The following is a 25,385-nucleotide window of genomic DNA, read 5'->3' as shown; positions in this document are numbered from 1 at the left end:
TTCAATCCATCACCACATGTCCGTGGCGCTTGAAATACGAGAGGCCCGACGTGATCGTCAGCACCGCCGACAGCACGAAGAGGATCAGGCCGATGTTGTGGATGACCGTGATGATGATGCGGTCGCTCGGCGGGAAAATCTCGCTCCAATCGTGCTCGAACATCCGCGCGCCGAGCAGCCAGCCGATCGCATTGAGCTGCGTGAAAGTCTTCACCTTGCCGCTCGTGTCCGCCTCGATCGCGATGCCGCGCATCGCCGCCGCCATCCGCATGCCCGACACCGCGAATTCGCGCGCGAGGATGCAGAGCAGCAGCATCACCGCCGTGATCGTGTAGTCGTGCCCGGCAAAATAGAAATACCCGCGGTTCGTCAGCGCGATCATCAGGCCGAGCACCATGACCTTGTCGATCACCGCGTCCATGAAACGCCCGAACGCCGACACCTGATTCGACCGCCGCGCCAGCAAGCCATCCAGCCAGTCGGTCAGCGCCGCCGCGATGTAGAGCCAGAACGCGATCGTCGCGCACCACGCGAAATCCGCATACATCAACCCGACCACGACGAACATCAGTGGCACGCGTGAAATGGTGAGCAGATTGGGGAGAGTCATGCGCCGTGGCCGAGTCGAGCGGTCGCGCCAAACCTTGGCAACCATGGAGTGCCGCGCCGCGCGCTTTCGGAGACGCTCACGCGGGAGCGCGGTTTCATTCCTCCGCGCGGCGGCCGCTTGGTCCGGAAGAACCCTTCGCCCACTGCGAATTCTCCTCGCCAACCTGCGGCGCGTCCCGTTGGCTCCGGCGCGCCCGACGCCGCATGAGACTCTGCATCTACCCCGGCACTTTCGATCCGTTCACCAACGGCCATCTCGACGTTTTGCTGCGCGCCGCGAAGCTGTTCGACCGCGTCACGGTTGCCGTCGCCCTTAGCTCCACCAAGGAGCCGCTCTTCACCGCCGAGCAGCGCGTCGCACTCATTAAGGCGACCGTCGGCCGCATGCCGAACATCGACGTCGTCGCCTTCGACGGCCTCCTCGTCGAATTCGCCCACCAGCGGAAGGCGCACGCGATCATCCGCGGCCTGCGCGCGCTGTCGGACTTTGAATTCGAATTCAACATGGCCTTGATGAACCGCCACCTCGAGCCGCAGGTGGAAACGATCTTCGTCATGCCGAACGAGAGCTACAGCTACACCAGCTCCACCCTCGTGAAACAGATCGCCCGACTCGGCGGCGACGTGACGAAGTTCGTCCCCGCGCCCGTCGCCGAAGCGTTGCAGGAAGTGTTCAAGCACCCGACGCCGCGCCAGGCGCGCGCCGGCGCCAAGAGCGGCTGGCACCGCCGGAGCACTTGACCGCACGAGGACCGCGCATTCGGTCCCGTTGCCCGTTCGTTTTGCGCCCTTCGTCTCGTCATCCTCGCCGTCGCTGACGCCGCGACGCCAACTTTACTCATCCCCATGCGTGCCATGACCCGCCTCATCCTCGGCCTCGCCTCGATCCTCGCGCTGGCCTCGTCGCTCCGCGCCGACAGCACCGCCGGCTACTACCGCTTCCCCTCGATCCACGGAGACACGATCGTGTTCACCGCCGAAGGCGATCTCTGGCGCGCCTCGGTCAACGGCGGCGCCGCCCAGCGCCTCACCAGTCATCCCGGCTACGAGACCAGCGCCGCGATCTCGCCCGACGGCCAGTGGGTCGCCTTCTCCGGCCAATACGAGGGCCCCGTCGAGGTCTACGTGATGCCGCTCGCCGGCGGCCGCCCGAAGCGCCTCACCTTCGAAGGCGAAAACGCCCTCGTCCGCGGGTGGACGCCCGATGGCAAAATCCTCTACGCCACCCGCGCCTTCGCGACGATTCCCGACAACCAACTCGTCGCCATCGACCCGCAAACCGGTGCCCGCACCTTCGTGCCGCTCGCGCAGGCCGACGAAGGCGCCTACTCGCCCGACGGCCAGACGCTCGTCTTCACGCGCTACTCGTTCCAAGGCTCGCACGCCAAACGCTACGTCGGCGGCACCGCGCAAAACCTCTGGCGCTTCGACGCCGGCGCGACCGAGGCGACGCAATATCACGCGGACTTCCGCGGCGTGAGCCGCTGGCCGATGTGGCTCGGCAACCGCATCTACTTCGCCAGCGAACGCGACGGCACCAGCAATCTCTGGTCGATGCAGCCCGACGGCTCCGACCTCCGCCAGCACACGCACCACGCCGATTTCGGCGTGAAAAATCCCCAGGGCGACGCCGCGCACATCGTCTACCAGAACGGCGCCGACCTCTGGCTCTACGACCTCAAGACCGACCAGACGCGCCGCCTCGACCTCACGCTCACCTCCGACTTCGACCAGACGCGCGAGACCTGGGTCACCAAACCCACCGACTTCACCACCGCCATCGCCCTCTCGCCCGACGGCGACCGCATGGCGCTCGTCGCCCGCGGCCAGGTCTTCGTCGCCCCGGCCGGCCAGGGCCGCCTCGTCGAAGTCGCCCGCAAAAGCGGCGTGCGCTACCGCAGCGTCAGCTTCACGCCCGACGGCAAATCGCTCATCGTCCTCTCCGACGAGTCCGGCGAAGTCGAATTCTGGAAACTCCCCGCCAACAACCGCGGCCAGCCCGAGCAACTCACCACCGGCGGCGAGACCCTCCGCATGACCGGCGTGCTTTCGCCCGACGGCAAATGGATCGCCTACACCGAACGCGACGACGACCTGATGCTCTTCAACGTCGAGACGAAGGAAACCAAGCTCGTCGCCCACTCCAAGTTCCAGGACTTCGGCAGCCCCGATCTCGATTGGTCGCCCGACAGCAAGTGGCTCGCCTACGCCATGTCGGCCGACACCGGCAACCAACAGATTCTCCTCTACGGGCTCGACTCCGGCAAATCCACGCCCGTCACCAGCGACCGCGTGATCAGCTCTAGCCCCGCCTTCGCCCCCGACGGCAAGTGGCTGTATTTCCTCTCCGACCGCTCCTTCAACTCGCTCGTCGGCGCGCCGTGGGGCCCGCGTCAGCCCGAGCCCTTCCTCGACAAGCCGACCAAGATCTACCTCCTCGCGCTCGCCGACGAGAAACGCTCGCCCTTCCAACCCAGCGACGAACTCGTCGCCGAGGAGAAAAAGGCGTCCGAGAAGAAATCCGACGACGAGAAACCGGCCACGCCCGCGACCGACGAGCAGAAACCGGCACCGTCCGGCGACAAGGCCGTCGCGAAAGTCGACGGGAAAAAAAGCGACGACGCCGACAAGAAAGCCGCAGCCGACAAGAAGTCCGGCGACGACAAAAAGAAGAAAATCGAAGTGAAGGTCGCCCTCGACGGTCTCGCCGCCCGCCTCTGGGAAGTGCCCGTCGGCCCCGGCAACTACGCCAGCCTCGCTGTGAACGACAAAGCCGTGTTCGTCACCGACCGCGACGCCGGCGCCGACGGCCCCGCGTCCGCCCGCCTGCTCGCCATCGAGATCAAGAACAAGGACGTCGAAGCCACGACGGTGCTCGGTGGCGTCCGCGGCTACCAACTCTCCGCCGACGGCAAGAAGCTGCTCGTCCGCCAGAGCGAGAACTTCGCGATCATCGACGCCGCCCCGCGCGCCGCCGGCGACGTCGCCAAATCCCGCGTCAATCTCAGCACGCTCCGCTTCCCCTACTCGCCCCGCGAGAGCTGGCGCCAGATGTTCACCGACGCGTGGCGCCTGCACCGCGATTACTTCTACGCGCAGAACATGCACGGCGTCGACTGGAAGGCCAACCTCCAGAAACACCTCCCGCTCGTTGATCGCGTCACCGATCGCGCCGAGCTCGACGACGTGCTCAACTACCTCATCAGCGAACTCTCCGCACTGCACACCGACGCACGCGGCGGCACGCTCCGGCCGTTCGAGCCGCAGATTGCTGTCGCCTCGCTCGGCGCCCGCTGGTCGCGCGACGAAGCCGCCGGCGGCTACCGCCTCGACTACATCTACCAGAGCGATCCCGAGTTCCTCGAACGCCGCGGCCCGCTCCTCACGCCCGGCCTCGGCATCAAAGCCGGCGACGTGATCGTCGAGATCAACGGCACGCCGACGCTCTCCGTCCCCGACGCCGCGTCGCTGCTCCGCAACCAAGCCGGCCGGCAGGTTCTCCTCTCGCTCAAGCCCGCCGGCGGCGGCGAAGTTGTTCAACGCATCGTCACGCCCGTCAGTGCGAACGACGCCGTCGGCCTGCGCTACACCGATTGGGAATACACCCGCCGCCTCGAGGTCGACCGCAAGTCCGACAACACGATCGGCTACGCGCACATTCGCGCGATGGGCACCGACAACTACTACGAGTTCGTCCGCCAATACTACGCCTCCGCCAACAAGGGCGGCCTCATCCTCGACCTGCGCCACAACCGCGGCGGCAACATCGACAGCTGGATGGTTGCCCGCCTCATGCGCCCCGCCTGGATGTGGTGGAGCAACCGCTACGGCCTTTCCTTCCCTCATCTGCAAAACGCCTTCCGCGGCCATCTCGTCGTGCTCGTCGACGCCTGGACCGCCTCCGACGGCGAGACGATGGCCAACGCCATCCGCCACCTCAAACTCGGCGAGACCATCGGCGTGCGCACCTGGGGCGGCGGCATCTGGCTCAGCGGCTCGAACTTCCTCGTCGACCGCGGCCTCGCCCGCGCGGCGGAGTTCGGCAGCTTCATCCCCGGCGAAGGCTGGGTGATCGAAGGCGACGGCTTCACGCCCGACGTGATCGTCGACAACAACCCCGCCCGCGCCTTCCGCGGCGAGGACACCCAACTCGACGCCGCCATCAAGCGCCTGCAGGAGCTCATTGCGAAAAACCCGAAGCACCTCCTGCCCACGCCCCCACCGCTTCCGGATAAAACGCTCAAGACCTGGACGCCCCCCAAGCGCTAGGCCCGCAGGCCCAAATCCGTCGCACTCAATCGCTCAAGCGAAACAGAGCGTTCCCCGGCTGGTAGGCAGCGAGCTCGCTCGCGCCCAAGCGGCTCTCCCTGCGGAAAAGCGCGGGCAAACCCTACGGCGCGGCTACCCTGTGCCCTCCATCCCGGAAACCGAGGCGCATCTGAACTAGAGCCATTTGCCTCCAGCCGGCGCGCCCAAACCGTTGGCCGGTTACGACCTACAGCGGGTTGTCACGAAAGTGTGACAGCCCATCCAGCGATTCGCGGTAATCCCGCGCGCCGCATGTGCCGACTAGTGTTGCAGACACCCCTCGTCACATGCCCAAACACCTCGGTCGCCTCCTCGCCCTCGGCGCGCTTTGCGTTGCCTATGCCCACGCCCAAAACCCCTCGTTGGAGGATCGCCTCGCGCGCGTCGAAGCCGCCATCGCGCGCATCGAAGCGAAACTAAACGACACCGTCTCCGCCGACGAACTCGCGCCCACGCTCAAGGAATTCTCCGATCTCACCCGCCAGCTCGGCTGGGATGGCAAGGCCCCGCTCAACGTCGTCAAGGCCGCCGGCACCGAACAAAAGCTCGCGCTCGGCGGCTTCGTTCACGCCCAATTCGAGACCGGCGGCGCACCCGACACCCGCTACACCGGCCTCAACGACCGATTCCTCCTGCGCCGCACACGCGTGAACCTCGCCGGCAGTTTCGCCGAGAACGTCGCCTTCAAGCTCGAAGCCGATTTCGGCAACAACTCCATCGCCACCAAGACCGGCATCTCCGGCCAGCTCACCGACGCCTTCGTCAACTGGACGCCCGATTCCCGCGCCAGCGTGCGCATGGGCCAGTTCAAGACGCCCTTCGGCTACGAACAACTCCAGCCCGACACCAAGACCTACACCATCGAGCGCTCGCTCCCGAACGACCGCCTCACCGTCTCCCGCCAGATCGGCGCCATGCTCTACGGCGATCCGGTCCCGAAACGCCTCACCTACTCCGTCGGCGCGTTCAACGGCACCGGCGTCAACACCAGCAGCAACGACAACCAGAAATTCATGTGGGTCGGCCGCGTGAACGGCATCGTCCACGAAGGCACGATCGGCACCCGCAAAGCGCGGCTGTCCGCCGGCACCGATTATTTCACCACGAAGGACAAGGGCACCTTCACCGGCCGCCGCGAAGGCTACAGCGCCGACGCGCAACTCGTCGTCGGCTCCGCCGAGCTCCAAGCCGAGTGGCTCCGCAACACGCAGCACCCGGCCGCTGGCGCCGTCGTCACCGCCGAGGGATGGTCGATGCTCGGCCGCTACAACTTCACGCCACGCTGGCAGGGTGTCGTCCGCTACGAGAATTACGACAGCAACACCGCCACCGCAGCCACCACGTCCAAACTCTGGACCTTCGGCGTGAATTTCCTCCTCAAAGGCGACGACCTGAAATTCTCGCTCAACTACCTCCAAGGCGATCCCGCCGCGCCCGTGCCCTCCGATCACCGCCTGCTCGGCCGCATCCAAGTCGTATTCTAAACCGCGCTCCGCACCGACCCCATGAAACTCCGCTCCCTCCTCCTCGTCACCGCGCTCGCCGGCTGGTTTGCCTCCGCCCACGGCGAGACGCTCGCGCCTGAAATCCAAGCCAAGATCGACGGCCGCATCGCCGCCATCGTCGCCTGGGCCGCCGACCCCGTGATCGTCGACGCCGTGCGCGCCCAGAACGCCTCCACACCGGCCGACTACGCCGCGATGAGCCAGGAAAAATGGCGCTCGCTCACCGTGCTCGATCCGTTCGTGCGCAGCTTCTCCAAGAACGCCGCCGGTCAATTCCTCAAGTCCAAGCGCGACGACATCGTCACTGAAGCGTTCCTCAGCGCCGCCAACGGCTGGAAAGTCGCCTGCATCGCCAAACCGACCAACTGGTCGCACAAGGGAAAGGAAAAGCACGACGTTCCCATGACCGGCAAAACCTGGCAGGGCCCGGTCGAGCTCGACGAGTCGTCCGGCCAGCAGCAAATCCAGATCGCGGTGCCCGTGCTCGACGGCGGCAAGCCCATCGGCTCGCTCGTGGTCGGCCTCAGCCTCTCGAAGATCAAATCCTGAAATCGTGATTTCAGCGCGCTCACTGCGTTTCAAACTGGCCGCGCTCGTCGCGGGCGCCGCGCTTTGCAGCGCCACGCTCGCCGCCATCGCCGCGTGGCGGATCGTTTCCACGCATCGTGGCGATGCCCATGTCGCACGCGAAATCACCGCCCGACTTCAGTCCGCGCAGCAAGGCCTGCAGCAACTCGTCACCGCCGACCAGCGCCTGCAGGCGATCCTCCGCCTCAAGGACCCGGATGAGATCGAGCGCGGCCTGAACGACTACAAGACGGGCTTCGCCACGGCGGGAAAGTCCCTGGAAACCGCCGACGCCCGACTCGCGGACCGCGTGAAGCGTCTCGCTGCCGCCGGGGACGCGGTCACCGGAGCGATCCTGCTCGGCGACAACGTCGCCGCGGTCGAAGCTTACATGCGCCAGTTCTCTCCGGAGATTGAGGGCGCCGTCGGCGAGCTCCGCGATTACAGCGACCGCGTCGCGCGCGCGGCCGACGACGAAATCACGGCGCGCGAGAAGGACATCCGTCGCGAACTCACCTGGAGCGCTGTCGTGCTCGCTCTCGTTCTCGCCGCCATCAGCGCCGCCGGCTGGATCGTCCAGCGCAGCATCACCCTTTCCCTCACGCAGACATCCGACTCCCTGGAACTCGCCGCCGAATCCCTCGTCGCGCAGTCCACCGAAGTCGCCTCCGGCAGCCAGACCGTCGCCGAAGGCGCGAGCACCCAGGCCGCTGCGCTTGAGGAAGCCGGTGCATCGAGCGCGGAACTCCTTTCCATCAGCGAAACCGCGCACACCCACATGGGCGAGGCCGCCCGCGAAGCCTCCGAGGCCCGCGCGCTCTGCGGTCACAGCGAGACCGGCGTCAACGGTCTGAAGACCGCCATGCAGGAACTCGCCGAGGCCAGCCGCGGCGTCGAGAAGATCATCAACAGCATCGACGAGATCGCCTTTCAGACCAACATCCTCGCGCTCAATGCCGCCGTCGAAGCCGCCCGCGCGGGCGAAGCCGGCGCCGGATTTGCCGTGGTCGCCGAGGAAGTCCGCGCGCTCGCCAAACGGTCCGCCGACGCCGCGCGCGAAACCGCGAGCCGCATCGGCGACGCGATCGCCGCCACCGAACGCGGCGGCAAAATCAGCGGCGAAGTCGCGACCCAGTTGCTCGATATCTCCACGCGCGTGCGCCGCGTCGACGAACTAGTCGGCGGTCTCGCGCAGTCCTCGCGCGAACAGACCGACGGCATCCGCCACATCGGCGGCGCCATGACGCAGATCGACAAAGTCACTCAAGCCAACGCCGCCGCCGCCGAGACGAGCGCCGCCGCGGCGAACCAAATGCAGCACGCCGTTGGCGGCTTGCACGACGCCATTCACCAGTTGCGCATCATCATCGGCCTCGGCGACCTCGCGCGCGACGCGAGCAGCGGCCTGCCGGTGGAGCAAACCGCCGCCAGCAACAAACCCGCCCATACCCCGCGCCCCGCAGTCGCGCCCACGGTCGCCTAGTGGCGGCACGAGTGCGGCTCCGTCGCGCAAGTAAGGGCGAGTTTTCCGCGCGCGCCCTTGCGTCAGCGATTGCGCTGACTCGCCAGCGTCGCCTGGAACCACGAGCTGAAATCCGCCTTCAGCTTCTTCAGCGAGTCCATGTGCGTATACATCATGTGGCCCGCCTCATAGTAGGTCATGCTCACGTTCTTCCGCACCGCCTCGGGCAGGTGCATGTGGCGAAACGTCCAATCCGTCGCGTAATATGGCGTGGCGAGATCGTAGTATCCGTTCGCCACCCAGACCTTCATCGCAGGGTTGCGCACCATCGCGTTCTTCAACGCGACGCTGACATCGAGGTAGGTGTTCTCGACGTTCTTGTAGCTCCACGGCTGGACGTTCACGAGCACGCCGTAAGGCAGGTCGGTCTCGAACTTCAGCACATTGCGTGCGTAGTCGCTCATCGCGGCGGCGTAGGGCCCGCGAATCGCCTCCATGCTCGGATCGAAGAAACCGCCGCCGCGTCCGCCCTCACCCTCGCCGCTGTCGTCGAGGATGCCCGTGATGCTGCTGTCGAGGCGGCCCACGACGATGCCTTCGTCACGGCGCAACTCGCGGATGAATTCGCCGATGCTCACGCGGAGGCTCTGCTTCTTGACGTAATCGAGTGAGAGACCGGTGAGCGCGGCGAGTTCGGCGGCGATGCGCTCGCGCTCGGCGGCCGGGAGAGCGTCGCCCTGCATCAGCGCGACCGTGTAGTCTTTCGCCGCGAATTCCTCCGCGCGCTTCCGCGCGCCGTCGAGCGTCTTGGCCCAATCGCCCTTGAGCCGGCCGTGAAACCACGCCGTCGCGGTGTAGGTCGGCAGGAACAGCGGATACGGGTCGTCGTTGCCGGGCGCAAAGCGCGCGGTCTGGAAATTCAGGATCGAGGACACGAGCATCACGCCGTTCACGTAGAGATCGTATTTCTGCTGCAACCGCTCGGAGAGCGCGGAGACGCGCGTCGTGCCGTAGCTTTCGCCGACGAGGAATTTCGGTGACAACCAGCGTGAGTTGCGAGTCGTCCACACCTGGATGAAATCCGCGAGCGACTCGAGGTCGCCGGTGAAACCGTGAAACTGTTTCGGATCTTGGTCCTTCGCCGCGCGGCTGTAGCCGCTCGAAACCGGGTCCATGAACACGAGGTCGGTCTCGTCGAGCCAGGAGAACGCGTTGTCCTCGTAACGATACGGCGCGGACACCGCACCACCGGTGTCGTTCATCACCGCGCGCTTCGGACCGAGCCCGCCGAGGTGCAGCCAGACGGAGGCCGCGCCGGGGCCGCCGTTGAACGAGAAAGTGACTGGGCGCTGCGCGACGTCCTTCACGTCGGCCTTCGTGTAGGCGACGTAGAAGATGTTGGCCTTCGCCGCGCCCTTTTCATCGCGCTGGACGAGGTAGCCGGCGGTCGCCTTGTAGCGGATGACTTTGCCGCCGATGGTGACCTCGCCATCGGTCACGGACGGGGCCGGATCCTTCTCGGGCGGCATCGGCTTGGCGGGCGCCTCGGCGGCGGCGCCCTTGCGGTCGGCCGGCTTGTCCTTCGGTTCTTCCTGCGCTGTGACGGCCACGGTGGCCGCCGCCAGCACCAGCATGGAGAGGAGGTGCTTCAGGGACTTCATAGGGGTGCGCGGAAGGAAGCGCCCGCCGCGCCCGCCCGCAACAGGAAAGCCACGACCGGTGAAACCTTTGCGACGAACGCGGCGTCTCTGGGAAGGCGGCGCCGAGACACGGCGGGAAGTTGCCTTCCCGACGTCGATCGCTTCGCTCCTCCTCTCCCACGTTCCGCATGAAGAAACTCCTGTTGTTCCTCGTTGTGATCGGCGTCGCCGGCGCCGGCTGGTATTACTATTCGATCCGCAGTCGCGCCGATAGCGCGCCGGAGTTCACGACGACCACCGTCGCGCGCGGCGACATCCTTCAACAGGTCACGGCCACCGGCCAGCTCGACTCCGTCGTCAGCGTCGATGTCGGCTCGCAGATCTCCGGCCTCATCCAGAAGCTCTACGTGGACTTCAATTCGCCGGTGAAAAAAGGCGACAAGCTCGTCGAGATCGATCCCGCCACCTACCAGCAGAAGCTCCGCCAGGCGGAGGCCAACCTCGCCTCCGCCGAGGCCTCGAACCAGCTCCAGAAGGTCAACACCGAGCGCGTGAAGGAACTCTTTGCCCAGAAACTCGTGACGCAGCAGGAATACGATCAAGCCGTCGCGCAGCTCCAGCAATCCAACGCCTCGCTCGTCACCGCCCGCGCCACCGTCGAGAACGCCAAGGTCGACCTCGAACGCTGCACCATCACCTCGCCCATAGACGGCATCGTGATCAACAAGCAGACCGAGGAAGGCAAAACCGTCGCCGCCAGCCTCAACGCGCCCGTCCTCTTCACCATCGCAAACGATCTTTCCAAGATGCAAATCACCGCCGCCGTCGCCGAAGCCGACATCGGCAGCGTCGCCGAAAGCCAGCAGGTCACCTTCACCGTCGACGCCTTCCCGAATCGCTCCTTCCACGGTCAGGTCGTGCAAGTCCGCAACGCCCCGAAGACCACGAACAACGTGGTGACCTACGACACCATCATTTCCGTCGACAACCGCGACCTCAAGCTGCGCCCCGGCATGACGGCCAACGTCTCCATCATCGTCGCCCGGCGCGACAACGTCCTGCGCATCGCCAACGCCGCCCTGCGCCTCCGCGTCCCGGAATCCGTCGCCGTGAAACGCGACGAACCCGTCGCCGCCAAGCCCGACGCTTCCGCCAAGAAAGACGCCGCCGCACCCGCGAGCGCGCCCGTCGCCGCATCCTCCGGCGGCGAAGGTCAGGGCGGCCGTCGCGGCAGCGGCATGTTCGCCAACTTCACGCCGGAGCAGCGCCAGAAGATGCGCCAGATCACGGTCGAACTCGGCATCGATTTCCGCAACGGCCCGCCCACCCCCGAGCAGCGCGAACAGCTCCGCAAAGCCATGATCGAGGCCGGCCTCCCCGTGCCCGAATCCTCCTCGTCGGCTCGCCCCGGCGAAGCCGTCGTCACCACGCGCAAAGTCTACAAGCTCGTCGGCCTCGCCCCGAACCAGTCGCTCGAGGAGTTCACGATCAAGGCGGGCATCACCGACGGCACCGCCACTGAAGTCATCGACGGCCTGAAGGAAGGCGACGTCATCGTCACCAGCGTGAGCGTGCCCAACGCCGCCGCGCAATCCGGCCGTCCGGCCGCGAACCCGTTCGGCGGCGGCGGTCGTCGCTTCTAACCATGCCCGCCGTCGTTCAACTCGAGGAGATCCACAAGATCTACAACTCGGGCGAAGTTCCCGTGCACGCCGTGCGCGGCGTGTCGCTGCAGATCGGCAAAGGCGACTTCGTCGCCGTCATGGGCGCGTCCGGCTCCGGCAAGTCCACGCTGATGAACCTGCTCGGCTGCCTCGACCGCCCCACGAAAGGCCGCTACCTGCTCGACGGCACCGACGTCTCCGTGCTCGAGAAAAACCAGCTCGCCGACATCCGAAACCAGAAACTCGGTTTCGTCTTCCAGGGATTCAACCTCCTCGCCCGCACCACCGCGCTCGAAAACGTCGAGCTCCCGATGCTCTACGGCGCGCGCCGCCTCAGCTCCGCGCAGATGCGCGACCGCGCGCAGAAAAGCCTCGAGCTCGTCGGCCTGGGCAAACGCGCCGACCATTTTCCCAGCCAGCTTTCCGGCGGCCAGCAGCAGCGCGTGGCCATCGCCCGCGCCCTGATCAACGACCCGCAAATCCTCCTCGCCGACGAGCCGACCGGCAACCTCGACTCCAAGACGTCGGTCGAGATCATGGGCGTATTCCAAAAGCTCAACGAGCAGGGCATCACGATCGTGATGGTCACGCACGAGCTCGACATCGCGCATTACTGCAAGCGCAACCTCATCATGCGCGACGGCCGCCTCGTCAGCGACGTGCAGGTCGAAGGCCGCCTCATCGCCACCGAGGAGCTCCGCAAACTCCAGGAAGCCGAAGCCGCAGCCAAGCTCACCGACTGAACATGCGCCTCCTGAACACCATCACCGTCGCCCTCCGCGCCCTGCGCCGCAACCTGCTGCGCTCGGTGCTCACCGCGCTCGGCATCATCATCGGTGTCGGTGCCGTCATCGCCATGGTCAGCATCGGCAACGGCGCGAAGTCGCAGGTCGAAGGCCAGATCGCCAGCCTCGGCCAGAACATCATCTCGGTTTTCCCCGGCAACTTCACCAGCGGCGCCGTCCGCGGCGGCTTCGGCAGCGCCAGCACGCTCACCGTCGAGGACGCCATGGCCATCCGCAACGAGGTCGCCGGCGTCGCCAATCTCAGCCCCGACATGCGCGACCGCACCCAGATCCTCGCCAATGGCCAGAACTGGAGCACCAACGTGCAGGGCGAGGACGTCAGCTATCTCGACATCCGCCTCTGGAGCATCGCCGAAGGCGCGATGTTTTCCGACGCCGACGTGCGCAGCGGCGCCAAGGTCTGCGTGATCGGCAAAACCGTCTCGGACCAGCTCTTCCAAGGCGACGATCCCATCGGCCAGACGCTGCGCCTGCGCAACATTCCCTTCAAAATCGTCGGCGTCCTCGCGCCGAAGGGCTTCAACTTCTTCGGCCAGGATCAGGACGATGTCGTGATCGTCCCCTACACGAGCCACCTCAAACGCATCGCGCGCCGCCCGTTCCTGAATTCGATCACCATCCAGGCCGCGAGCCCCGACCAGATGTCCCGCATTCAGCAGGACATCACCGATCTCCTCCAGCAGCGCCGCAACGGCAAGGATCCCGACTTCACCGTCCGCAATCAGCAGGAACTCGCCGAAGCCGCCACCGCGACCACCAAGACCATGACCGTGCTCCTCGGCGCGATCGCCGGCGTATCGCTCATCGTCGGCGGCATCGGCATCATGAACATCATGCTCGTCTCCGTCACCGAGCGCACGCGCGAGATCGGCATCCGCCTCGCCGTCGGCGCGCACGGCCGCGACGTGCTGCTGCAGTTCCTCACCGAAGCGATCATCCTCTCCATGATGGGCGGCATCCTCGGCATCCTGCTCGGCGTCGGCAGCTCGCAGTTGATTTCAAAGCTCAACGGCTGGCCCGTCCTCGTCTCGAGCACCGCGGTGATCGGCTCGTTCGCCTTCAGCGCGGCCATCGGCGTCTTCTTCGGCTTTTATCCGGCGCGCAAAGCCGCCGAGCTCGATCCGATCGAAGCGCTGCGCTACGAATAGCAGCATTGCGCTTCGGAGCCGCAATGCACCTTGGCCACCCGGTCAAGGCGCCGCGTCCCACTCGCGGGAACGATCCTTCCCGTCTGCGCGGGAAAACCGCGCCAAAAACGACCCGCCGTCCGCGGCAGAAATTCGCCGCCTATGTTTATCTGCTTGGAGACGGAGCGCTTAACGCCACGGCCCACCCGTTGGCACGCGCGGTGCGATAGGAGGAGCATCAACCAACTGAATCTCCCATGAAGACCACGCTCTCCGTCATCCTCGCCGCCGCCGCCACTGGCTCCGTGATCGCCAAGCTCTCCAACGCCGCGTTCCTCGCCGCCGTCCCCGGCGAAGTCATCTTCGCCGCCGCCGCGAGCGCCGCGATCGTCGGCATCACCATCGCCGACTACGCGCGCAACGTCCGCCCGCTGACGATCAAGGCGCCGGTCTCGCGCGTCGAACTCCCGGCCGGCCAGCGCAGCAACGCCTACGGCATCCGCCGCCGCTCCGCCATCGTCGAGCGCATCGCCGCCTGAGCGCGCCACTCCGCCCATCGCGCCGATCCGCCGCCGCTTCGGCGAAGGCGGATTGACTCTTGCGGCGCATCGCGAGTCACTACCGCAAAATGGCAGCCAACGATCCCGCGCCCCACCGCATCCTCGTTGCGGACGATCAACCCGACGTGCTCGAAGCCCTCCGCCTCCTCCTCAAGGCCGAGGGCTATCTTATCGATACGGCGAAATCTCCCGGCTCAGTGATGAAGGCCGTCGAACAGCGCGACTACGCGCTCGCCCTCATCGATCTCAACTACGCGCGCGACACCACGTCCGGTCAGGAAGGCCTGGATCTCCTCGCCAAACTTCAACAGGCCGACTCCACGTTGCCCGTCGTCGTGATGACCGCGTGGGCCAGCGTCGAGGTCGCCGTCGAGGCGATGCGCCGCGGTGCCAAGGATTTCATCACGAAGCCCTGGGACAACCCGCGCCTGATCGCGATCGTCAAGAACCAGATCGAGCTCGCGAGCGCCGTCCGCGCCTACCAGCGCCTCGAGCAGGAAAACCAGATTCTCCGCGGCAAGGGCGGCCCGAACCTCATCGCGCAATCGCCCGCGATGCGCCCGGTGCTCGAGGTCATTTCGCGCGTCGGCCCGTCCGACGCGAACGTCCTCATCACCGGCGAAAACGGCACCGGCAAGGGCGTCGTCGCGCAGGCGCTGCACGCCGTCTCCGTCCGCGCCGGCAAGCCTTTCATCTCGGTCAACATGGGCGGCCTGCCCGAAGGCGTCTTCGAGAGCGAACTCTTCGGCCACGTCCGCGGCGCGTTCACCGACGCGAAGACCGACCGCGCCGGCCGCTTCGAGCTGGCCGACGGCGGCACGCTCTTCCTCGACGAAATCGGCAACATCCCGATGAGCCAGCAGGCGAAAATCCTGCGCGTCCTCGAAACCGGCGAACTCGAACGCGTCGGCTCCTCGCGCACCTACCGCGTCAACGTCCGCCTCATCTCCGCCACCAACGCCGATCTCCCCGCCGAGGTCGCCGCCGGCAAGTTCCGCCAGGACCTGCTCTTCCGGCTCAACACGATTCACATCCATCTCCCTCCGCTCCGCGAGCGCCGCGAGGACATCGCGCTGCTTGCGCAACATTTCCTCAAAGCCCACGTCGAGCGCTACCGGAAAGCGATCACCGGCTTCGACGACAGCGCGCTCGAGGCGATGCGCGACTACGCCTGGCCCGGCAATGTCCGCGAGCTCGACCACGCCGTCGAACGCGGCGTGTTGATGACGCAGGGCAAAGTCGTCCGCGGACCCGATCTCGGCCTCAACGCCGGCCAAGCCGCGCCGCGCCTCGAAGACATGAGCCTCGAGGAAGTCGAAGGTTTCCTGATCAAGAAGACCCTCGCCCGCTGCGACGGCAACGCCCGCAAAGCCGCCGAGCAACTCGGCCTCAGCCGCAGCGCCTTCTACCGCCGCCTGGAACGCTACGGACTGTAAGCTTTCAGCGATCAGCCGTCAGTTTTCAGCCTTGGCGACACCGTGAGAGACTACCGCACACTTCAGATTTGGCAGCGAGGCCACCAGCTGACGCTCGCGGTCTACGCCGTCTCGCGCCGTTTTCCGAAAGAAGAACTCTTCGCGCTGACCAGCCAAATCCGGCGCGCCAGCTACTCGATACCGGCAAACATCGCTGAAGGCTGTGGCCGGGATAGTGACGCGGAGCTTAAGCGCTTTCTCGATATCGCTCACGGCTCGGGCAGCGAACTCGAATACTTCCTTTTCCTTGCCGCCTCACTGGATTATCTGCCGGCCAAGGAACACGCTCCGCTCGCCAACGAAGTCGCTGAACTCAAGAAAATGATCGGTGCCTTTGCCCGGAAGCTGAAACCTGATCGCTGACCGCTGATGCCTGCTGTGAAACAGCGTCGCCTCGCCCACGAGAACCGCGTGCTGCTCTACACGCTGCTCTCGGGCCTGCCGGCCGTGCTTGTCGCCGTGTGGCTCATGGTCGATCGCGAGACCGAGATGGACGCGAAGAAGCAGTGGACGTTCGGACTCATCATCGTCGGCTTCTGGCTCGGCTACGCCCTCGCCGTGCGCGAGCTCGTCATGCGCCCGCTGCAGACGATGGCCAATCTCCTCACCGCGCTCCGCGAAGGCGACTTCTCCACCCGCGCCCGCGGCGCCAACCGCGACGAACCCCTCGGCGACGTCATGGCCGAAATCAACCTCCTCGGCGGCGTCCTCCAGGAACAACGCCTCGGCGCCCTCGAAGCCACCGCCCTGCTCCGCACCGTCATGGAGGAAATCGACGTCGCCATCTTCGCCTTCGATGGCAACGAGACGCTGCGCCTCGTCAACCGGTCCGGCCAGGAACTCCTCGCCCAACCCGCCGAGCGCATCCTCGGCCGCGACGCCAAGGAACTCGACATGGTCGATTGCCTCACCGGTGACGCCACGCGCGTGCTCAACCGCACCTTCCCCGGCGGCGCCGGCCGCTGGGGGATGCGCCGCACCATGTTCCGCGAAGGTGGTCTGCCCCACTCGCTCGTCGTCATCGCCGATCTCAGCCAGCCGCTCCGCGAGGAAGAGCTCAAAGCCTGGCAGCGCCTCGTGCGCGTCATCGGCCATGAGCTCAACAACTCCCTTGCCCCCATCAAATCCATCGCCGGCTCGCTCGGCGCGATGTTGCGTCGCGACAAACGCGCCCCCGACTGGGAAGACGACATGCGCGGCGGCCTCGAAATCATCGAAGCGCGCGCCGAAGGCCTCAACCGCTTCATGCAGTCCTACGCGCGGCTCGCGAAGCTGCCGCCGCCGACGAAGCTCCCCGTCCAGATCGGCCCGCTGCTCCGCCGCGTCGCCTCGCTCGAAACGCGCACACCGGTCACAGTCGTCGAAGGCCCCGACATCGTCCTCAACGCCGACGCCGCGCAGCTAGAGCAGGTTTTCATCAACCTCATCAAAAACGCCGTCGAAGCGCGCCCCGAAGCCGGCCAACCCGGCGAGCCGACCTGCTGCGTGAGCACCGGCTGGCGCGCGCTGCCCGGCGCGATCGAAATCTTCGTCGAGGACAACGGTCCCGGCATCGCCAACTCGCAGAATCTCTTCGTCCCGTTTTTCACGACGAAACCGTCCGGCTCCGGCATCGGCCTCGTCCTCTGCCGCCAGATCGCCGAAAACCACGGCGGCTCCCTGACGCTGGAAAACCGCACCGACGCCACCGGCTGCATCGCGCGAATGCGCCTGCCAGCCTGAAACCGCCAGCCACGCGGCCCAACAAGCGCTCCTGTTGCAGCTGAATTTGCCCGCCACGATGAATCGAATGACCAAATCCACCGTCGCCGGAGCCATTGCCGGCGTCACCGTTTTCGCCGTCGTGTTTACGTGGCAGTATTTTCGTTTGCTGGCTCATCAACCCGGGATCGCGACGCAGCAGCCCATCACCAGCTACCCTCCGTCCGCAGCGTGGGTCACGGCACTGCCGTGGTCGCTGCTCGCGTTTGTCACGGTGGCGATCGGGACCTTTGTCGTGGGCAACTTGCGGGCGAAATAATCCCGCCGCACGCAGTCCGACAACCGATTGCGTTCCTGTGGGTTTCCCGTTTTCGGGACGGCCACATCCCGCCTTCGCTCTGACGCGCTCGCACCCTCATTTGCCAGTCGCTCTCTTCTTGCTTACCTCCAATAGTTTAAAGCTTACCGCTTCCTTGGCACGAGCGGTGCGATAGAGCCGCAGACTTTCCGCATTTCGCAATGGATATTCCCCGCCCCAACGCCGCCAAAGAGAAGCGCAAGAAGCGCCTCGTCTACGGAATCATCGCCGCTGTCGTGCTCGTCGGTATCACCGTCGTGCTCGCCCGCCTCAAACCCGCCGCGCCCACCGTCGAACGCAATCTCGTGTGGATCGACACCGTGAAGCGCGGCCCGATGGTCCGCCAAGTCCGCGGCCTCGGCACGCTCGTCCCGGAGGAAATCCGCTGGATCGCCGCGCGCACCCAGGGCCGCGTCGACAAGATCATCCTGCGCCCCGGCGCGGTCGTTGAACCCGGCACGCTCATCCTCGAGCTGACCAACCCCGACGTCGTCTCCGCCTCCGCCAACGCCGACTCCCAGCTCCGCGCCGCCGAGGCCCAGCTCTCCAACCTCCGCGTGCAACTCGAATCCCAGTTGCTCCAATCCGAGTCCACCGCCGCGCGCGCCAAGTCCGACTTCGAAACGAGCAAGCTCCAGGCCGAGGTTCGCGAACAGCTCTTCAAGGACGGCCTCGTCTCCGAGCTCGAACTCCGCCTCTCGCAAGCCACCGCCGCACAGGCCGCGAACACCAACGCGATCGAGCAAAAACGTTTCGCCTTCGCCAAGGAATCCATCAAGCCGCAGCTCGCCGTGCAGGAAGCCGAAGTCGAGCGCCTCCGCTCTCTCGCCAAGCTCCGCGCCGAGGAACTCGACGCCCTCAAGGTCCGCTCTTCCATGACCGGCGTCCTCTCCGCCCTCCCCGTCGAAGTCGGCGCGCAAGTCCAGCCCGGCACCAACATCGCCCGCGTCGCCGACCCGGCCAAACTCAAGGCCGAAGTCCGCATCGCCGAAACCCAAGCCAAGGACATCGCCATCGGCCAGCTCGCCTCCATCGACACCCGCAACGGCGTCGTCGAAGGCAAGGTCGCGCGCATCGACCCCGCCGTGCAGAACGGCACCGTGCTTGTCGACGTCCGCCTCGACGGTCAACTCCCGCGCGGCGCCCGCCCCGACCTCTCGGTCGACGGCACCATCGAACTCGAGCGCCTCAACGACGTCGTCTACGTCGGCCGTCCCGCCTTCGGCCAGGAACGCAGCACGGTCGGCATCTTCAAACTTGATCCCGCCAGCAACGACGCCACCCGCACCCAGGTGCAGCTCGGTCGCAGCTCGGTCAACACCATCGAAATCGTCAACGGCCTCCAACCCGGCGACCGCGTCATCCTTTCCGACATGTCGCAGTGGGACGCCAACGACCGCATCCGCCTGAACTAATCCCGCCTCGTGCGACGCTCTCCTCCAGTCCAGTCCACCTCCTTCCAGCTTGTCATCGCGAGCCCGGCGCAGCCGGGCCCGGCGATCCAGCTGTAATAAGCGCCATGCTCGCCGCCATCGTCGTCCTCTGCCTCCTCAGCCTGGTCATCGCGACCGACGCTGACGCCTCCGCCTGAAATTTCTGTAACCCCAAGCACGCTTCGCGTGTTTCCCTCCCACTGCCACGCGCAATTACCCAATGACCACTGAGAATACATCCCTGATCAAACTCGAGGGCGTCACCAAAGTCTTCCTCACCGACGAGGTCGAGACCCACGCTCTTTCCGGCATTCACATGGAGATCTTCAAAGGCGAGTTCGTCTCGATCGCCGGCCCCTCGGGCTGCGGCAAGTCGACGCTCCTCTCCATCCTCGGCCTCCTCGATACGCCGACCGACGGCACCTATTACCTCAACAGCCGCCCCGTCCACGGCCTCACGCTCCCCGAGCGCGCCCGCATCCGCAACCGCGAGATCGGCTTCATTTTCCAATCGTTCAACCTCATCGGCGACCTCACGGTCTACGAGAACGTCGAGCTCCCGCTCACCTACCGCGGCATGCCCGCCGCCGAGCGCAAACAGCGCGTCACCGAGGCCCTCGAGAAGGTCGGCATGGGCCACCGCGCCAAGCACCTCCCGTCGCAGCTCTCCGGCGGTCAACAGCAGCGCGTCGCCGTCGCCCGCGCCCTCGCCGGCTCGCCCGCCGTCCTCCTCGCCGACGAACCGACCGGTAACCTCGACTCCAAGAACGGCGACGCCGTCATGGAACTCCTCCACAATCTCCACAAGGCCGGCTCGACGATCGTGATGGTCACGCACGACGCCCGCTTCACGCGCCACTCGGAACGCACGATCCACGTCTTCGACGGCCGCGTCGTCGAGGAGCAGGTCGAGTCCGATCCGACGCACTGATTCCCGCCAATCGTCGGTAGCCCGCGACCTCCGGGCGCGGGTCGTGGCGGAAACCATCACGTCTCCGCCCCACGGCAACCGCGGAACGCCGCAGTTCTTTTCAGTCCCTAGCTCAATCAGCGGAGCGGCGCCATCCCCGCATCTTCGCCCCGTCCCGAACGGCCCCTCTCAGTGGTCGGGCTCTCGGGACGAAGGCGACCCGGCGCCCTCCGCTTTTTCATTGGTTCTTTCCCGTCTGCCCGCACCAACGGGTAGCGGGAGCTTCCAGCTCCCGTTGTTGGGCGATGGGAGTTGGAAGCTCCCGCTCCTTTAGACGCGCGCGATCCCACCGATCGTCCGCCGCATCCCGCAGCTCCACGCACCCATGACCACGAACCTCCGCCTCGCGCTCCGCTCGCTCGCGAGATCGCCGGGATTCACCGCCGTCGCGCTGCTCACGCTCGCCCTCGGCATCGGCGCCAACGTCGCGATCTATTCCGCGATCAACACGCTCTTCCTGCGTCCGCTGAATTTCGCCGAGCCGTCGCGTCTCGTGCGCGTCTGGGGCGCGTTCGCCGACCGCGGCCTCGACCAGGCCAATCTCTCCTACCCGCGCTACGAGCACTTCCGCGACAACCTCGACGCCGTCGAGTCGCTCTCGGCCCTCGCCGGCACCGCCTTCACTCTCACCGGCGGCGGCGATCCGGTCCAGCTCACCGCCGCCCGCGTCACGCAGAATTTCTTTCCCGTCCTCGGCGTGCAACCGCAGCGCGGACGTAATTTCCTCGCTAAGGAAGATCGCACCGGCGGCGCGCCGGTCGTCCTGATCAGCGCGGGACTCTGGCAACGCCAGTTCAACCGCGCGCCCGACGCCGTCGGCCAGGCACTCATCCTCAACAACGTCCCGCACACCATCATCGGCATCCTGCCGGACGGCTTCGGGTTTCCCTTCAACGGCATCGACGTGTTCGCCGCGAGACCCTTCGAGCTCGAGGGCCTGCCACGCGAACTCATGCTCCAAGGCTCGGGCTACCTGCTCGTCCATGGACGCCTCAAACCCGGCGCGACGCTCGAGACGCTCGACGCCCAACTGAAGCGCGCCGCCGCCACCTACGCCGCCGCACACCCGGAGAAAGTCGACGCCAACGGCGGCATCTTCGCTCGCTCCATGCAAGCCGACCTCGTTGGCGGCCAGCGCCCGGTCTTCTTCGTGCTCCTCGCCGCCGTCGGCTTCGTGCTCCTCATCGCCTGCGCCAACGTTGCGAATCTTTTCCTCGTCCGTCTCGCGGCCCGCCGCAAGGAGATCGCCATCCGCGCCGCGCTCGGCGCCACGCGACGCAGCATCGTCGCGCAATTCCTCACCGAAAGCACGCTCGTCGCCCTCGCCGCCGGACTCGCCGGCTCGCTGCTCGCCGTCTGGGGCGTCGATTCGCTCGCACGCATCGCCGCCGACTTCATTCCGCGCGCGCAGGAAATTTCCGTCGATCTCCCCGTCCTCGGCTTCGCCCTGCTGCTCTCGCTCGCGACCGGCCTCGGCATGGGCTTTCTCCCCGCGTGGCAGGCCTCGCACGCCGACGTCAACGAGACGCTCAAGGACGCCACGCGCGGCAACACCGGCGGCCGCGCCGCCAACCGCCTGCGCTCCGCGCTCTTCGTGGGCGAAGTGGCGCTTTCGCTCGTGCTCCTCATCGGCGCCGCGCTGCTCCTGCGCAGTTTCGTGTGGCTCCAGGGTGTGTCGCCGGGCTTCGACGCCACCGGCGTCAGCACCTTCAACGTCCAGCTCTCGCCCGCGCAATATCCCGACGCGGACGCGCAGACCGCGTTCTACGCCCAGCTCGTCCAGCGTCTCTCCGCGATTCCCGGGGTCACCGCCGTCTCCGGCATCAACAATCTCCCCGTCGTCGCGGGCGGCAACACCCGCTCGCCGTTCTCGCTCGAAGGCGAAGCGCTCCCGCCCATCAACGAGCGCCGGCTCGCCGTCCGCAGCAACACCCTGCCGGGCTACTTCGCCACGATGGGCATCCCGATCAAACAGGGCCGCGACTTCGACTGGCGCGATCGCACCGACCGCTCGAACGTCCTCCTCATCAGCGAATCCACCGCGAAGCGCCTCTTCCCCCACGGCGAAAATCCGATCGGCCGCCGTCTCATCACCGGCCTCGGCTCCATTCCGCGCGAGATCGTCGGCGTCGTCGGCGAAGTCCGCGCCACCGGACTCGATCAAGTCGCGGGCGACGCGCTTTACTATCCCACCGCGCAACTGGGCGACGGTTTCTTCAGCCTCGTCCTCCGCTCGTCCCGCCCTGCCGCGAGCCTGCGCGACGAAATCCGCGCCGCCGTGCACGCGCTGGATCGCGGCATCCCCGTCGATCAGGTGCTTTCGTTCCACCAACTCACCGCCGACTCCATCTCCGACCGTCGGCTCGTCATCGGCCTGGTCGGCGGATTCGCGGCGCTCGCACTCGTGCTGGCCGCCCTCGGCATCTACGGCGTCATCGCCTACTCGGTCGCGCAACGCACCGCCGAGATCGGCGTCCGCATGGCCCTCGGCGCCTCTCGCGTCGCCATCGTCGGCCTCGTCGTGCGCGAGGGCCTGCGCCTCACTCTGGTCGGACTCGCCATCGGCGTCGCCATCGCGCTCGGCCTGACGCGCCTGCTCGGTGCGCAACTCTACGAAGTCAGCGCCACCGACCCGGCGGCCTTCGTCGGCGTGTCGATCTTCCTCGTGTTCGTGGCCGCCTTCGCCTGCTGGCTCCCCGCGCATCGCGCCAGCCGCATCGATCCGCTGGTTGCACTTCGTTCCGAGTAGTCCACCGTCCCGCTCCGCCGCTTTTCTCCCATGATATCCGACCTGAAATTCGCCCTCCGCTCGCTCGCCAAGGCGCCCGTCTTTTCGCTCATCGCCATCGTGACGCTCGCGCTCGGCATCGGTGCGAACTCCGGCGTCCTCAGTTTCCTGAACGTCCTGCTCTTCAAGCCGCTGCCGCTGCCGCAAGTGCAGGAGCTCGTCTACTTCGGCGAACACTCGCAGCAGGTGCCCAACATGTCGGTCTCGTATCCGAACTTCGTCGATTGGCGCGAGCAGCAGAAGAGCTTCACGCACCTCGGCGCGTTCCGCGGCCAGTCGTTCAACTACGTCGGCCCTTCCGAAACCGAGCGCATCAGCGGCGCCATGTTCTCCTCCGAGATGTTCCCCGCGCTCGGCGTCGCGCCGCTCCGCGGACGCTGGTTCTCCGCCGCCGAGGACAAGCCCGGCGCCGAACGCGTCGCCGTCGTCAGCGAGCGCTTCTGGCAAACCTCGCTCGGTGCCCGCCCCGACGTGCTCGGCACGAAGCTCGCCCTCAGTGGGGAAATCTACTCCGTCGTCGGCGTGATGCCCGCCACCTTCAGCTTTCCCACCAACTCCCCCGACGTGTGGACTCCGCTCGGACTCAACGCCGACGCGATGCGCGACCGCGGCAGCCATCCCGGACTCTACTGCATCGGCCGGCTGAAGCCCGGCCTCTCGCTCGAGGCCGCCCGCGCCGACATGGTCGCCCTCGCGCGACGCCTCGAGCAGCAATACCCGCAGTCCAACACCGGCAACTCCGTCAACATGCAGACGCTCGTCGAGCGCGCCGTCGGCCAGCAGCGCGGCGCTGTCTGGATTTCCTTCGGCGCCGCCCTCGGCGTGCTCCTGATCGCCTGCGCCAACGTCGCCAATCTCCTCCTCGCTCGCGCCGCCGTCCGTTCGCGGGAGTTCGCCGTGCGCGCCGCGCTCGGCGCCGGACGCGGCCGCCTCATCCGCCTCGTGCTCACGGAGAGTCTCCTCCTCGGCCTCGCCGGCACGGTTCTCGGGCTCGGCGCCGGCTACGGCGTCATGCAGGGCATCAAGACGATCATTCCCGCCAACTCGCCCTTCGTCACGCAAGTCGCCATGGACTTCACCGTCCTCGGCCTGTCGGTCGTGATCGGCGTCGGCACCACCGTCCTCTTCGGCCTCGTGCCCGCGCTCTCCGGCACCAAGGTCAATCTCAACGAAGCCCTCGCCGCCGGCGGCCGCGGCGGCAGCGCCGGGCACGCCAGCTGGCGCTCCGTCCTCGTCGCCGGCGAATTCGCGCTGACGCTCATGCTCCTCTTCGCGTCCGGCCTGATGATCCGGACCATCTACAACCTTTACCGCGCCGACCTCGGCCTGAAGACCGACCGCATCGTCAGCTTCGGCTACGTGATGCCCGGTCGCGATTGGCAGGACGGCGCCAAGCGCACCCAACTCCTCGACCGCGCGCTCGCCGAGCTCCGCCAACTTCCCGGCGTCACGCACGTCGCGCTCACCAACCCGCTCCCGCTTTCCGGCGGCGGCAACCAGACGTTCTACCTCGTCGAAGGCCAGGCCGACCCCGGCGTCGGCAAGCGTCCCTCGACCGAAAACAACGCCGCCAGCGCCGCGTATTTCGAGACCATGCGCATCCCCCTGCTGCGCGGACGCACCTTCACCGACACCGAGCAGCCCGACGAACCCGCCACCGTGATCGTCGACGCCAAGTTCGCCGAAACCCACTTCGCCGGCCAGGACCCCATCGGCAAGCGCGTCAGCTTCGGCCTCAGTCCCACCGGCCCGAATTGGTCCACCATCATCGGCGTCGTCGGCCACGTGCAGAACTACGGCATCGGCGAAGACACGCGCGTGCAGATCTATTTTCCCTACCGCCGCTTGCCGCCCGGCTCCGTCAGTTTCGTGCTGCGCACGCAGCAGGACCCGGCCTCCCTCGCCGGTGCCATCCGCGCCACAATGCGGAAAATCGAGCCGACCCTGCCCGTCTTCGCCCTGCGCACGATGGACGAACTTTTCGATCAATCCGTCACCAACGAGCGCATCATGCTCCGGCTCCTCGCCGTCTTCGCCGGCGTGGCGCTGCTGCTCTCCGCGATCGGCCTCTACGGCGTGCTCAGCTACATCGTCGCACAGCGCACGCGCGAAGTCGGCGTGCGCATGGCACTCGGCGCCACCGCCGGCTCGGTGCGTCAGTTGATGCTCGGCCAAGGCCTGCGACTCGCGCTCATCGGCCTCGGCCTCGGCCTGCTCGCCGCCGCGGGTCTCGGCAAGCTCATGAGCAGCGTCCTCTACGGCGTTTCGCCGTTCGACCTGCTCAGTCTCGCCGCCGTGTCGGTCGTGCTGCTCGCAATCGGTCTCTTCGCCAGCTGGCTCCCCGCCCACCGCGCCACGCGCATCAATCCCGTCGAGGCGCTGCGCGCGGAATAAGAAAATCCCTTGTAACCG

At 66.6% G+C, this 25,385-nt stretch carries 19 protein-coding genes; 17 read left to right on the top strand and 2 right to left on the bottom strand.

Going from position 1 to position 25,385, the window contains the following annotated elements:
* Window position 1 precedes the first annotated feature (1 nt).
* Entirely contained in the window at window positions 2-610 is a 609-nt protein-coding gene (gene pgsA, locus KF715_00575) for a CDP-diacylglycerol--glycerol-3-phosphate 3-phosphatidyltransferase (GenBank protein MBX3735156.1), read from the bottom strand.
* Between the two features lie 203 nt (window positions 611-813).
* On the opposite strand from pgsA, the gene coaD reads away from it, so the two are divergent.
* The 5 genes from coaD (at window position 814) to KF715_00550 (ending at window position 8,472) form a co-directional block, all read left to right on the top strand.
* Window positions 814-1,350: a pantetheine-phosphate adenylyltransferase gene (gene coaD, locus KF715_00570; protein MBX3735155.1), complete on the top strand. Its 537-nt coding sequence runs from the start codon at window positions 814-816 to the stop codon at window positions 1,348-1,350.
* Window positions 1,351-1,455: 105 nt separating this feature from the next.
* Complete coding sequence (locus KF715_00565) at window positions 1,456-4,878, top strand: PD40 domain-containing protein (protein MBX3735154.1); 3,423 nt, start codon at window positions 1,456-1,458, stop codon at window positions 4,876-4,878.
* Between the two features lie 326 nt (window positions 4,879-5,204).
* The gene (locus tag KF715_00560; GenBank protein ID MBX3735153.1) at window positions 5,205-6,401 is read left to right on the top strand and encodes a hypothetical protein; all 1,197 of its coding nucleotides are present in this window, start codon (window positions 5,205-5,207) and stop codon (window positions 6,399-6,401) included.
* A 21-nt stretch (window positions 6,402-6,422) separates the two neighbouring features.
* On the top strand, window positions 6,423-6,971 hold the full coding sequence (locus tag KF715_00555) for a cache domain-containing protein (protein MBX3735152.1): 549 nt from the start codon (window positions 6,423-6,425) through the stop codon (window positions 6,969-6,971).
* Window positions 6,972-6,975: 4 nt separating this feature from the next.
* A complete protein-coding gene (locus KF715_00550; GenBank protein MBX3735151.1) occupies window positions 6,976-8,472 on the top strand; it encodes a hypothetical protein in 1,497 nt (498 codons plus the stop codon).
* Between the two features lie 62 nt (window positions 8,473-8,534).
* Here KF715_00550 and KF715_00545 read toward each other — a convergent pair whose 3' ends face one another.
* Entirely contained in the window at window positions 8,535-10,112 is a 1,578-nt protein-coding gene (locus tag KF715_00545; protein MBX3735150.1) for a hypothetical protein, read from the bottom strand.
* Between the two features lie 167 nt (window positions 10,113-10,279).
* Between KF715_00545 and KF715_00540 the strand changes: the two genes are divergently transcribed.
* The 12 genes from KF715_00540 to KF715_00485 all read left to right on the top strand — a co-directional run bounded on the left by KF715_00540 (window position 10,280) and on the right by KF715_00485 (window position 25,367).
* Window positions 10,280-11,734 (top strand): efflux RND transporter periplasmic adaptor subunit, encoded by a 1,455-nt coding sequence (locus KF715_00540; GenBank protein MBX3735149.1) that lies wholly within the window; start codon window positions 10,280-10,282, stop codon window positions 11,732-11,734.
* A gap of 2 nt (window positions 11,735-11,736) precedes the next feature.
* A complete protein-coding gene (locus KF715_00535; GenBank protein ID MBX3735148.1) occupies window positions 11,737-12,498 on the top strand; it encodes an ABC transporter ATP-binding protein in 762 nt (253 codons plus the stop codon).
* Window positions 12,499-12,500: 2 nt separating this feature from the next.
* A complete protein-coding gene (locus KF715_00530) occupies window positions 12,501-13,709 on the top strand; it encodes an ABC transporter permease (protein MBX3735147.1) in 1,209 nt (402 codons plus the stop codon).
* A gap of 236 nt (window positions 13,710-13,945) precedes the next feature.
* A complete protein-coding gene (locus KF715_00525) occupies window positions 13,946-14,227 on the top strand; it encodes a hypothetical protein (protein MBX3735146.1) in 282 nt (93 codons plus the stop codon).
* Between the two features lie 89 nt (window positions 14,228-14,316).
* Complete coding sequence (locus tag KF715_00520; protein ID MBX3735145.1) at window positions 14,317-15,684, top strand: sigma-54-dependent Fis family transcriptional regulator; 1,368 nt, start codon at window positions 14,317-14,319, stop codon at window positions 15,682-15,684.
* Between the two features lie 42 nt (window positions 15,685-15,726).
* On the top strand, window positions 15,727-16,086 hold the full coding sequence (locus tag KF715_00515; GenBank protein MBX3735144.1) for a four helix bundle protein: 360 nt from the start codon (window positions 15,727-15,729) through the stop codon (window positions 16,084-16,086).
* A gap of 6 nt (window positions 16,087-16,092) precedes the next feature.
* On the top strand, window positions 16,093-17,445 hold the full coding sequence (locus tag KF715_00510; protein MBX3735143.1) for a PAS domain-containing sensor histidine kinase: 1,353 nt from the start codon (window positions 16,093-16,095) through the stop codon (window positions 17,443-17,445).
* 67 nt (window positions 17,446-17,512) lie between these two features.
* Entirely contained in the window at window positions 17,513-17,743 is a 231-nt protein-coding gene (locus tag KF715_00505) for a hypothetical protein (GenBank protein ID MBX3735142.1), read from the top strand.
* Window positions 17,744-17,943: 200 nt separating this feature from the next.
* Window positions 17,944-19,197, top strand: coding sequence for an HlyD family efflux transporter periplasmic adaptor subunit (locus KF715_00500; GenBank protein ID MBX3735141.1), 1,254 nt, complete (start codon window positions 17,944-17,946; stop codon window positions 19,195-19,197).
* 238 nt (window positions 19,198-19,435) lie between these two features.
* Entirely contained in the window at window positions 19,436-20,146 is a 711-nt protein-coding gene (locus KF715_00495; GenBank protein ID MBX3735140.1) for an ABC transporter ATP-binding protein, read from the top strand.
* 364 nt (window positions 20,147-20,510) lie between these two features.
* Entirely contained in the window at window positions 20,511-22,934 is a 2,424-nt protein-coding gene (locus KF715_00490) for an ABC transporter permease (GenBank protein MBX3735139.1), read from the top strand.
* A 30-nt stretch (window positions 22,935-22,964) separates the two neighbouring features.
* Window positions 22,965-25,367, top strand: coding sequence for an ABC transporter permease (locus KF715_00485; GenBank protein ID MBX3735138.1), 2,403 nt, complete (start codon window positions 22,965-22,967; stop codon window positions 25,365-25,367).
* Window positions 25,368-25,385 lie beyond the last annotated feature (18 nt).

Origin of the sequence: Candidatus Didemnitutus sp., assembly GCA_019634575.1 — a bacterium.
Taxonomy (GTDB): domain Bacteria; phylum Verrucomicrobiota; class Verrucomicrobiia; order Opitutales; family Opitutaceae; genus Didemnitutus.
The sequence above is the reverse complement of the archived record's forward strand: the minus strand, read 5'-3'. Positions and strand labels throughout refer to the sequence as shown.